Here is a 9,931-nt window from a genome sequence, read left to right as displayed (position 1 = left end):
GCTTACAAGGCGGGTGCTCTACCAACTGAGCTAAACCGGCGAAGACTGAATTCTAACGTAGAAAAACAGACCTAAAAGAAGAAACCCGAAAAATCTTGAATTTGGCTGCAAAAACTAGAAATTCCGGATCTCACACATTCCTTTACTTCACACGCGTCAGCGTGGGGCGACCACCTGCGGGTGGAGGGGTACGAGGCGTGTCATCGCCGTCCGCCCCATCGGCATCCACCTTGACGGGAACCAGCTGCACCACACGTTCATCAGCTGCGTGCTCTTCGGCAGACTCCGTGATCTGCTCGGCATCTTGTGCCGAAGCATCTGTGACTTCTGCATCCGCATCATCTTCCAGCTCATCACCTTCGGGCTGGAAAGCCATGCCTTGGCCGGTCTCGCGTGCATAGATGGCCATCACGTTCGCTACGGGAACCATGATGTCTCTGGGCTTGCCACCAAAGCGTGCCTTGAATTCCACGTATTCGTTGCCGATCAGCATGCCGCTGGTGGCGTCATAGCTGATATTGAGCACGATTTGTCCGTCGCGCACAAACTCCATGGGTACCTGGGTCGTGCGATCCACGCGCACGGCAATGTGCGGTGTGAGTCCATTGTCGTTACACCACTCGAACAGGGCCCGCAGCAGATACGGACGGGTTGAAGTCGTTTCAGGGGCTGTCATATCGTTTCCTGACGAGTCAATTCCAAAAGATTGCGAAGACAAAAAAGCGGGCAGATGAAGGAGTTCCTTCAGCATGCCCGCTCGGCGCTCATGTGCAATTACTTGCGCATGACCTTTTCAGAAGGTGTCAGCGCTTCAATGTAAGCGGGACGCGAGAAGATGCGCTCGGCGTACTTGAGCAGAGGGGCAGCGTTCTTGGACAGCTCGATACCGTAGTAATCCAGGCGCCACAGCAGAGGTGCGATGGCCACGTCCAGCATGGAGAAGTTCTCGCCCATGATGAACTTGTTCTTCAAGAAGATAGGGGCCATCTGAGTCAGGCGGTCACGGATATGGGCGCGAGCCTTCTCCAGAGCCTTTTCATTGCCCTTGACGTTGCGCTCTTCCAGTGTGTTCACGTGAACGAACAGCTCTTTTTCAAAGTTCAGCAGGAACAGGCGCACGCGGGCACGGTCCACTGGGTCACCAGGCATCAGCTGAGGATGTGGGAAGCGCTCGTCAATGTACTCATTGATGATGTTGGACTCGTACAAAATCAGGTCGCGTTCGACCAGAATTGGCACTTGACCATAGGGGTTCATCACGGCGATTTCTTCGGGCTTGCTGAACAAGTCCACATCGCGGATCTCGAAATCCATGCCTTTTTCAAACAGCACAAAGCGGCAGCGGTGTGAGAAGGGGCAAGTCGTTCCCGAATAAAGCACCATCATGGTGGAGACTCCTAAAAATCAAAAAGAGTGGGTTGCCCACGGCACCCCACTCTGCACTAACACGGTTTGGTGCAGATGGTATCTGCACGGCAGCAAAACTTACTTCACGTCTTTCCAGAACGCGGCATTCAGGCGCCAGGCCACAAAGATGAAGAGGCCCAAGAAAATCAGAACACCCACGCCGATACGGGTACGAGTGTTCTGGGCTGGTTCTCCCATCCATTGCAGGTAATTGACCAGATCGCCAACGGCCTGATCGTACTGCACTGCGCTCATCTTGCCAGGGGACACCTGCTCCCAACCCTTAAAGACTTGGGTCTTAGTGCCATGGTCGTCATGCTCTTCAAAGATGGCGCGGCGCTCGCCTTGCAGCTCCCACAAGGCATGCGGCATGCCTACGCTTGGAAAGGCGAGATTATTCCAGCCTGTGGCCTTGGTGTCATCTTTATAGAAAGTACGCAAGAAGGTGTACAGGTAATCAGCACCTGAACCACCCGAGCCAGCACGCGAGCGCGCAATCACGGTCAGATCAGGCGGATTGGCACCAAACCACTCCTTGGCTTCCTTGGGATCAATCGCAGCCTTCATGGTTTCGCCCACTTTGGTGGTCGTAAACAGAAGGTTGTCCTTGATTTCCTGTTCGGTCAGGCCAATGTCCTTCAGGCGGTTAAAGCGCATGAAGGCGGCAGAGTGACAGCTCAGGCAATAGTTGACAAAGATCTTGGCACCATTTTGCAAAGACGCCATGTCGGTGGTGTTGACCGGAGCCTTGTCCCAGTGAATGCCGCCCTCGGAGGCGTGAGCGCCCCCCACGATACCCAGAGCCGCAACCAGGGTCAGAATCAGTTTCTTCATTCTTGTTCTCTCCCGCTTCAGTGTGGCTTGAAAGTCACGCGATCAGGCACCGGCTTGGGTTCACCCAAGCGGCTCCACCAGGGCATGAGCAGGAAGAAGCCAAAGTAGAACAGTGTTCCGACCTGAGACACCTTCTCGCCAATGGGCGATGGAGGCTGAACACCCAGGTAAGCCAGGACCACAAAGTTCACCACAAACACTGCGTACACATACTTGTGCCAGCTTGGACGGTAGCGAATCGACTTGACCGGGCTGCAATCGAGCCATGGCAAGGCAAACAAGATGATGACCGCACCACCCATGACCACGACACCCCAGAACTTGGCATCAATGGACAGCATCATCGCAATCGCGCCCAGCGCAACCACGGCAACAGCGCCCTTGGCAAAGCCTGGCAGACGCGACTTCAGCACACCGAAGCCAGCACCCAGAACCACGCAAGCGATCAAAACGTACATCATCTCGCCAGTAATGGCACGCAACATCGAGTAGAAGGGCGTGAAGTACCAGACAGGCGCAATGTGGTTAGGCGTCTTGAGCGAGTCGGCGGGGATGAAGTTGTTGTACTCCAGGAAGTAACCGCCGAACTCAGGCGCAAAGAACACCACGGCCGAGAACAGGAACAGGAACACAGTCACGCCGAAAATGTCGTGCACGGTGTAGTAGGGATGGAAAGGAATGCCATCCAGCGGGTTGCCCTTGGCATCCTTGGGCGCGTTGGGGCCCTTGATTTCAATGCCATCAGGGTTGTTGGAGCCCACATCGTGCAGCGCCAGCAAGTGCGCAACCACCAGACCCAGCAGCACCAGAGGCACAGCAATCACGTGGAAGCTGAAGAAGCGGTTCAGCGTCGCATCACCCACCACATAGTCACCGCGGATCAGCAAAGCCAGGTCAGGGCCAACGAATGGAATGGCCGAGAACAGGTTCACGATCACCTGGGCACCCCAGTACGACATCTGACCCCATGGCAGCAGGTAACCCATGAAGGCTTCAGCCATCAGCACCAGGAAGATGGCGCAGCCAAAGATCCAGACCAGCTCTCGCGGTTTGCGATAAGAACCGTACAGAAGACCGCGGAACATGTGCAGATAGACAACGACAAAGAACGCTGAAGCGCCTGTCGAATGCATATATCGAATCAGCCAGCCCCAGGGCACATCACGCATGATGTACTCAACCGAAGCGAACGCTTTATCAGCGTCTGGCTTGTAGTGCATCACCAGAAAGATCCCGGTGACGATCTGGATCACCAGCACCAGCAAAGCCAGCGAGCCGAAGATGTACCAGAAGTTGAAGTTTTTAGGAGCGTAGTACTCCGACATGTGGACGCGGTAGGCGTCGAACGCTGTCGGAAAACGGTTCTCCATCCAGTTCATAGCCTTCGCTCCAGTGGTGGAGTTCGGGTCAATTTGCTTGAATTCGTGGGCCATTGTTCTTGTCTCCCTCAGGCTGCCTTGGTGTCTTCACCAATCAGCAGCTTGGTGTCGGACAGATACATATGCGGCGGCACTTGCAGGTTGTCAGGTGCTGGCTTGTTCTTGAACACCCGGCCGGCCATGTCGAAAGTCGAGCCATGGCAGGGGCACAGGAAGCCGCCCTTCCAGTCAGCTGGCAGCGATGGCTGAGGGCCGGCTACAAACTTATCGGTCGGAGAGCAACCCAGATGGGTGCAGATGCCCACCACAACCAGAACTTCTGGCTTGATGGAGCGCGCGCCATTCATCGCATAAGGCGGAGTGAACTCCTCAGGGTGACGAGCGGAGGCCGGGTCGGCCAGCTCAGCATCCAGAGTCGGCAGCTCCTTGAGCTGCTCGGGTGTGCGCTTGATGATCCACACCGGCTTGCCTCGCCACTCAACGGTGAGCTTCTCACCGTCCTTGAGGTTAGAGATATCAACCTCTACAGCGGCGCCTGCCGCTTTGGCTTTTTCAGAAGGCTGAAAGGAGCTCACAAAAGGGACGGCTGTCGCCACACCGCCCACGGCACCAGCACATGCTGACGTGATGATCCACGTGCGCTTGCTGGAGTCGACTGGAGAGTCACTCATGGATTTCCTCGAAGTACATCGCTTGATTTGGGGTCAACTGGGAATTCTAGCGGCGGGGTCATGGTTATTCCAGCCCCAGTCCGACGTTGACAAGTGCCAAAGTCACGCAATACTGCGCTATCTCAAACTCTCAGTGACTGGAACTGCTTATGGGCATGATGCAAGAATTCCGCGAATTCGCAATCAAGGGAAACGTGATGGACTTGGCAGTCGGCGTGATCATCGGCGGCGCATTCGGCAAGATTGTTGATTCCGTGGTCGCCGACCTCATCATGCCTCTGGTGGGCCTGATCTTTGGCAAGCTGGACTTCTCCAACCTGTTCGTCGTGCTGGGCACGATTCCGGATGGAATTCCGCGCACCCTGGACGCTCTCAAGAAGGCCGGAGTCCCTGTATTTGCCTATGGCAACTTCATCACCGTGGCTGTCAACTTCATCATTCTGGCCTTCATCATCTTCATGATGATCAAGCAAATGAACCGCCTCAAGCGCGAAGCACCTGCCGCTGCAGAGGAAGCGCCCGCTACGCCTGAAGACATTCAACTGCTGCGCGAAATCCGCGACAGCCTGAATCGCAAGCAATAAACGCCAGCGCCCATGAAAAAAGCCTGCCGGAGTCCCTTCGGCAGGCTTTTTTCATATTCTTTGCGATCTGAAACCGCCTGAAAACGGCTGATCCACTAGCGGCTAAGGCTGCGCGCCATGTGCACGGCTTCGAGCAAACTGGCTTCATCGGCCACACCCTGCCCGGCAATATCAAAGGCCGTTCCGTGGTCTGGACTGGTGCGAACCAGCGGCAATCCGAGGGTGACGTTGACCCCTTTTTCCACACCCAAATATTTGACTGGGATCAACCCTTGGTCGTGGTACATCGCCAACACAACGTCGAATTCACTGGGTTTGGCAGCGGTGCTGCGGGCTCGCATGAACACGGTATCGGGGGCAAAGGGGCCAGCAACGTTCATGCCTTCAGCCTGCGCCTGCGCAATGGCCGGGGCGATGATCTCGATTTCTTCTCGGCCAAAAATACCGCCCTCGCCTGCGTGCGGGTTGAGCCCGGCCACCGCAATGCGAGGAGCGCGGCCCAGACTTTTGCTCAGCGCCTGATGCGTGATGCGCAGAGTTTGCAGAACCTGCGGCTGGGTGACCGCATTGATGGCATCGCGCAGCGACACATGAATGCTGACCAGCACGGTGCGCAGCTCATCGTTGGCCAGCATCATGCGCACGGGCATCTGCTCAAGGCCCACGCCCGCATGGGCTGCCGCCTCGGCCTGCAGCAGCTCGGTGTGGCCGGGGAAGGTCACGCCCGCCAGATGCAGCGCCTCCTTGTGCAAAGGCGCTGTCACTAGCGCTGCAATCTCCCCCCGCAAAGCCGCTTGTGCGGCCCAGACCACGCATTGCGCCGCCGCCTGCCCTGCCTCGGCTGAGATCTGACCATAAGGCTGCGGCCCAGCCAGCCCCGGCAGGTTCAGCAAAGGGATCGTGCCTTCGGGTACGGACCAGACATCGGCCGGTGCATCAATCACCGCGACGGGCTGGGCCATACCCGACTCGCCGTCGGCAGCTCTGGCCGCCAGTGCCGTGGCGCGGCGCAGCGTCTGCAACTCGCCCACCACAAAGCAGCCGCGCATGGAATGCGGTGCTGTCTTGAAGGCCTTGGCAATGATTTCCGGGCCAATGCCTGCGCAGTCACCTTGGGTGATGGCGATGGCTTTGGCAGTTGTTGATTCAGAAGCAGACATATAGATCAAAATTGCTTGCAGCCCATTATGGATAAGCGCAAGCAGCTATCAAAAATGATGAGAAACCGTGCTTATGCAGGGTTGTCAATTTCAATGAACTGGTGCTCCAGCCCGCACTCGCTGGCCACATGCGCGACCACAGCCGGTGCCCCATAGCGCTCCGTAGCGTGGTGGCCTGCGGCGATAAAGCTCACGCCCATCTCTCGGGCCAGATGCATCTGGGGCTCTGAAATTTCGCCCGTTATGTAGGCATCCGCTCCCGCTGCAATGGCGGATTCAAAAAAGCCTTGCGCCCCACCCGTGCACCAGGCCAGCTTGCGAACAGGCTTTTGCACATCACCACTCACCAGGGTGGCCTTGCGCCCCAGCACGGTCTGCACATGCTCAGTCAGCGCTGTGGCATTGGCAAAGTCCACATCAGCGAGCCAGCCAAGATTTTGATCACCAAATGCGGCTTGACCTTGCACGCCGAGCTTTACGCCCAATTGCGCGTTATTGCCCAGTTCAGGGTGCGCATCCAGCGGCAAGTGATAGGCAAACAGATTGATGTCATGCGCCATCAACAGGCGGATGCGTTCTTTGAGCCAGCCAGTGATGCGCCCGTCCATGCCCTTCCAGAACAGGCCGTGGTGCACAAAGATAGCGTCTGCCTTGGCATCAATCGCCGCCTCGATCAAGGCACGGCTGGCCGTCACACCGCTGACGATGCGGCGAATTTCGCTCTTGCCTTCAACCTGCAGGCCGTTGGGCCCGTAGTCTTTGAAGCGCTCGGGCTGCAGCAGCCCATTGAAGACGGATAGCAGGTGGTTTCGCTCAATACTCATGCTGCAATTGTGACCGACACAGTATGGCCCTGAGTGCACTCAACCAAGCACAAAAAAGGGCAGCCAAAGCTGCCCTCTTGCAAGTTTCCGTACGGCTTATGCCTTCTTGGCTTGCCAGCCCTTGCAGGCCAGCGGCCAGAAGGCCATGAGCATACCCAGCACGCCCATGGCTGCCACGTAGTGCGCAGGAGCCATCACATCACGTTGCTGCCACACAGACACCAGCATGGGAGTCAGGCCACCAAACACGGCATAGGCCATGTTGTAGGCGAAAGACAGACCGGTAAAGCGCACATCTGCAGGGAAGGCGCGCACGCCCACCACGGGCAGCAGCGAGATGGAGCCGACAAAGAAGCCCACGGTGGCATAGGTGCAGATCAGCGAGGCTTCAGTACCGGGCAGGTTCAGATAGAACAGATAGGCAGTGGCCGTCATGCCGCCCCATCCCAAAATCATAGTGAGCTTGGTGCCCAGCTTGTCGGACAGCCAGCCCCAGAACACGCAGCCAATGGTCAGCGTCACGGTGGCCACGGCATTGGCCTTGAGCGCCATTGCCGGGTCAATATGGAAGTTCTTTTGCAGATAACCGGGGGTCATCAGAACCACCACCACCACAGCAGTGGAAAGAATCCAGGTCATCAGTGCAACGACGACGCAGGCTTCGCGGTGGTCGCGCAAGATGGTTTTGAGGGGCAGCTCGCGGTCAGCCGCCTTGCGCGCCTGCAACTCCTTAAAGATAGGCGTTTCATGCAGAAACTTACGCATGTAGACCGAGACCAGACCAAACACACCACCCAGAATGAAGGGAATGCGCCAAGCCCAATCATGGATTTCGCTCTGGCTATAGGTGCTGTTGAGCCACACACCGATGATGGAGCCTAGGAAAATGCCGCCGGTGATGCCAGACGTCAGCGCGCCAATCGCAAAGCCGTAGCGCTTTTCAGGTGCGTGCTCGGCCACAAAAATCCAGGCGCCAGGCATTTCGCCGCCAATGGCCGCGCCCTGCAGCACGCGCATGAGCAGCAGCAAAATAGGAGCGGCAATGCCAATAGAGGCATAGGTGGGCAGCAGACCAATGATGAGCGTAGGCACGGCCATCAGGAAAACGGACAGCGTGAACATCTTCTTGCGGCCCAGAACGTCGCCATAGTGGGCAATCAAAATGCCGCCAATGGGACGAGCCAGATAGCCGGCCGCAAAAATGCCCAACGTCTGTAGCTGGCGCATCCATTCCGGCATTTCAGCCGGAAAGAACAGACGGCCAATCACGTTGGCAAAAAAGACGAACACCACGAAGTCATAAAACTCCAGCGTTCCGCCCAAAGCTGATAGGCCCAGGGTCTTGTAGTCCTCCCGGTTCAGGGGACGATTCGTCGCAGCAGCCGGCGCGGTAGCCGGTGCAGCGTGGTCAAGCGTAGTCATGGTGTTTCCTAGATCGAACAGCAGGACAGCACAGATAAGGCCGCAAATCACGGGTCAACGTGCAGAGGCAAACCGATTGAGGTGGATTCCTGATGCGGAGCCACACCCATCTGGCACGAGAGCCTTGTGGGCAATCACTTCAGAAAACGGCGACGTAAGCGCAGTCGAAATTCATTCTAGGGTTTACGCGCATAGCTATCGCTGACTCAATACTTTAGGCAACAGTCACCCTATGTCCCTGCTTCGTGCAGCACCTGACGCTTTGGAGTAAGCAAATCAACAAGTTCAAGCGGAATCGCTGCACTGTTACGACTTGACATGCCGCACAATGAGAACCTATTCCCTCACTCTCCAGACCCATTACATGAAACGCACCTGGTTGCTGTTTTCGCAGGTAGTCACCGCACTGGTTGCTATCTATTTTGTAGTAGCCACCCTGCAGCCCAGCTGGCTTCAGCGGGGAAGCATCCGTAGCAATGCTGGCATTGCGCTGCTGCAGGCTCCATCGCCCCCGGCAGGTGAAGTCGCGCCCGGCAGCTTCGCGCCTGCTGCACGCAAGGCATCGCCGGCCGTTGTCAGCATCAATACCAGTAAGGCGGTGCGGCACCCGCGCGCCAACGATCCATGGTTCCAGTTCTTCTTTGGCGAGCAAGGCCCACAGGAGCAATCTGGTTTGGGTAGCGGCGTCATCATTAGTCAAGATGGCTATATCCTCACCAACAACCATGTGGTGGAAGGTGCAGACGATATTGAAGTCACGCTGACCGACAGCCGCCAGGCCAAGGCCAAGGTGATTGGCACCGATCCAGAAACCGATCTGGCCATTCTCAAAATCGAGCTGGAAAAGCTGCCCGTCATCGTTCTGGGCAACTCCGACCAAGTCGCCGTGGGCGACCGCGTTCTGGCTATCGGCAACCCCTTTGGCGTGGGCCAGACAGTGACCAGCGGCATCATCAGCGCGCTGGGTCGCAGCCAGCTGGGCATCAACACGTTTGAGAACTTCATTCAGACCGATGCCGCCATCAACCCCGGCAACTCCGGCGGCGCGCTGGTGGATGCCAACGGCAATCTGCTGGGCATCAACACAGCCATCTATTCACGCTCGGGCGGCAGCATGGGCATTGGCTTTGCCATCCCTGTCTCCACCGCCAAGATGGTGCTGGACGGCATCGTCAAAGACGGCAAGGTCACCCGCGGCTGGATTGGTGTGGAGCCCAATGAACTCTCACCCGAGCTGGCTGAGACCTTTGGCGTCAAGGCCGATGCGGGCGTCATCATTACCGGCGTACTGCAAGCCGGTCCCGCCGCTCAGGCAGGTATGCGTCCCGGCGACGTGATTGTGAAAGTGGGCGAGACGGCCACCCGCAATGTCTCTGAGCTGCTGACCGCAGTCGCCTCCCTCAAGCCCGGCGAAGCCGCCAAGTTTGATGTGCGCCGTGCCGACAGCGAAGTCGTGCTGGAGATCACCCCCGGCATCCGCCCTGCGGCCAACACGCTGCAGCAGCAAGGTCGCCGCCGCTAAGCGACTGCCTCACAACGATAAAAAGCCAGCATCCTTCGCTGGCTTTTTTCATTGAATCTTCATGCATCAAATATGCCTCTAGTGCTTATGCATAAAGCGCTATTAGCTATCAAAACAAAAGCCCTTGA

The 9,931-nt window shown here is 57.2% G+C and carries 10 protein-coding genes; 2 read left to right on the top strand and 8 right to left on the bottom strand.

All coding sequences use genetic code 11. The annotated features are described in order from the left end of the window. Positions 1–142: 142 nt before the first annotated feature. The 5 genes from RSF91_RS04335 to petA form a co-directional block, all read right to left on the bottom strand. Complete coding sequence (locus tag RSF91_RS04335) at positions 143–676, bottom strand: ClpXP protease specificity-enhancing factor (RefSeq protein ID WP_332567253.1); 534 nt, start codon at positions 674–676, stop codon at positions 143–145. Between the two features lie 98 nt (positions 677–774). Further along, entirely contained in the window at positions 775–1,386 is a 612-nt protein-coding gene (locus RSF91_RS04330; protein ID WP_099738629.1) for a glutathione S-transferase N-terminal domain-containing protein, read from the bottom strand. Positions 1,387–1,485: 99 nt separating this feature from the next. Then, positions 1,486–2,241 (bottom strand): cytochrome c1, encoded by a 756-nt coding sequence (locus RSF91_RS04325; protein WP_198461201.1) that lies wholly within the window; start codon positions 2,239–2,241, stop codon positions 1,486–1,488. A gap of 17 nt (positions 2,242–2,258) precedes the next feature. Beyond that, entirely contained in the window at positions 2,259–3,674 is a 1,416-nt protein-coding gene (locus tag RSF91_RS04320) for a cytochrome b (protein WP_099738633.1), read from the bottom strand. Between the two features lie 14 nt (positions 3,675–3,688). Next, a complete protein-coding gene (gene petA, locus RSF91_RS04315) occupies positions 3,689–4,291 on the bottom strand; it encodes a ubiquinol-cytochrome c reductase iron-sulfur subunit (protein ID WP_332567252.1) in 603 nt (200 codons plus the stop codon). 149 nt (positions 4,292–4,440) lie between these two features. Between petA and mscL the strand changes: the two genes are divergently transcribed. Beyond that, positions 4,441–4,875, top strand: coding sequence for a large conductance mechanosensitive channel protein MscL (mscL, locus tag RSF91_RS04310; protein ID WP_332567251.1), 435 nt, complete (start codon positions 4,441–4,443; stop codon positions 4,873–4,875). 95 nt (positions 4,876–4,970) lie between these two features. Here mscL and pdxA read toward each other — a convergent pair whose 3' ends face one another. From pdxA to RSF91_RS04295, 3 genes are all read right to left on the bottom strand, one after another. Beyond that, positions 4,971–6,035, bottom strand: a complete 1,065-nt coding sequence (gene pdxA / locus RSF91_RS04305) for a 4-hydroxythreonine-4-phosphate dehydrogenase PdxA (RefSeq protein WP_332567250.1) — start codon at positions 6,033–6,035, stop codon at positions 4,971–4,973. A gap of 71 nt (positions 6,036–6,106) precedes the next feature. Beyond that, positions 6,107–6,859, bottom strand: coding sequence for a Nif3-like dinuclear metal center hexameric protein (locus RSF91_RS04300; protein WP_332567249.1), 753 nt, complete (start codon positions 6,857–6,859; stop codon positions 6,107–6,109). 96 nt (positions 6,860–6,955) lie between these two features. After that, entirely contained in the window at positions 6,956–8,281 is a 1,326-nt protein-coding gene (locus RSF91_RS04295; protein WP_332567248.1) for an MFS transporter, read from the bottom strand. Between the two features lie 364 nt (positions 8,282–8,645). Between RSF91_RS04295 and RSF91_RS04290 the strand changes: the two genes are divergently transcribed. After that, positions 8,646–9,803 carry a trypsin-like peptidase domain-containing protein gene (locus RSF91_RS04290; protein ID WP_332567247.1) on the top strand — a complete coding sequence of 386 codons (1,158 nt, stop codon included), beginning with the start codon at positions 8,646–8,648 and terminating at the stop codon, positions 9,801–9,803. The last annotated feature ends 128 nt before the right edge of the window (positions 9,804–9,931 follow it).

Source organism: Comamonas sp. (assembly GCF_036643215.1).
Classification (GTDB): domain Bacteria; phylum Pseudomonadota; class Gammaproteobacteria; order Burkholderiales; family Burkholderiaceae_C; genus Comamonas.
The sequence above is the reverse complement of the archived record's forward strand: the minus strand, read 5'-3'. Positions and strand labels throughout refer to the sequence as shown.

What these genes read in the sequence shown, in the direction of transcription:
- RSF91_RS04335 (WP_332567253.1), bottom strand. Translation starts at nt 676, where the DNA reads ATGACAGCCCCTGAAACGACTTCAACCCGTCCGTATCTGCTGCGGGCC.
- RSF91_RS04330 (WP_099738629.1), bottom strand. Translation starts at nt 1,386, where the DNA reads ATGATGGTGCTTTATTCGGGAACGACTTGCCCCTTCTCACACCGCTGC.
- RSF91_RS04325 (WP_198461201.1), bottom strand. Translation starts at nt 2,241, where the DNA reads ATGAAGAAACTGATTCTGACCCTGGTTGCGGCTCTGGGTATCGTGGGG.
- RSF91_RS04320 (WP_099738633.1), bottom strand. Translation starts at nt 3,674, where the DNA reads ATGGCCCACGAATTCAAGCAAATTGACCCGAACTCCACCACTGGAGCG.
- petA (WP_332567252.1), bottom strand. Translation starts at nt 4,291, where the DNA reads ATGAGTGACTCTCCAGTCGACTCCAGCAAGCGCACGTGGATCATCACG.
- mscL (WP_332567251.1), top strand. Translation starts at nt 4,441, where the DNA reads ATGGGCATGATGCAAGAATTCCGCGAATTCGCAATCAAGGGAAACGTG.
- pdxA (WP_332567250.1), bottom strand. Translation starts at nt 6,035, where the DNA reads ATGTCTGCTTCTGAATCAACAACTGCCAAAGCCATCGCCATCACCCAA.
- RSF91_RS04300 (WP_332567249.1), bottom strand. Translation starts at nt 6,859, where the DNA reads ATGAGTATTGAGCGAAACCACCTGCTATCCGTCTTCAATGGGCTGCTG.
- RSF91_RS04295 (WP_332567248.1), bottom strand. Translation starts at nt 8,281, where the DNA reads ATGACTACGCTTGACCACGCTGCACCGGCTACCGCGCCGGCTGCTGCG.
- RSF91_RS04290 (WP_332567247.1), top strand. Translation starts at nt 8,646, where the DNA reads ATGAAACGCACCTGGTTGCTGTTTTCGCAGGTAGTCACCGCACTGGTT.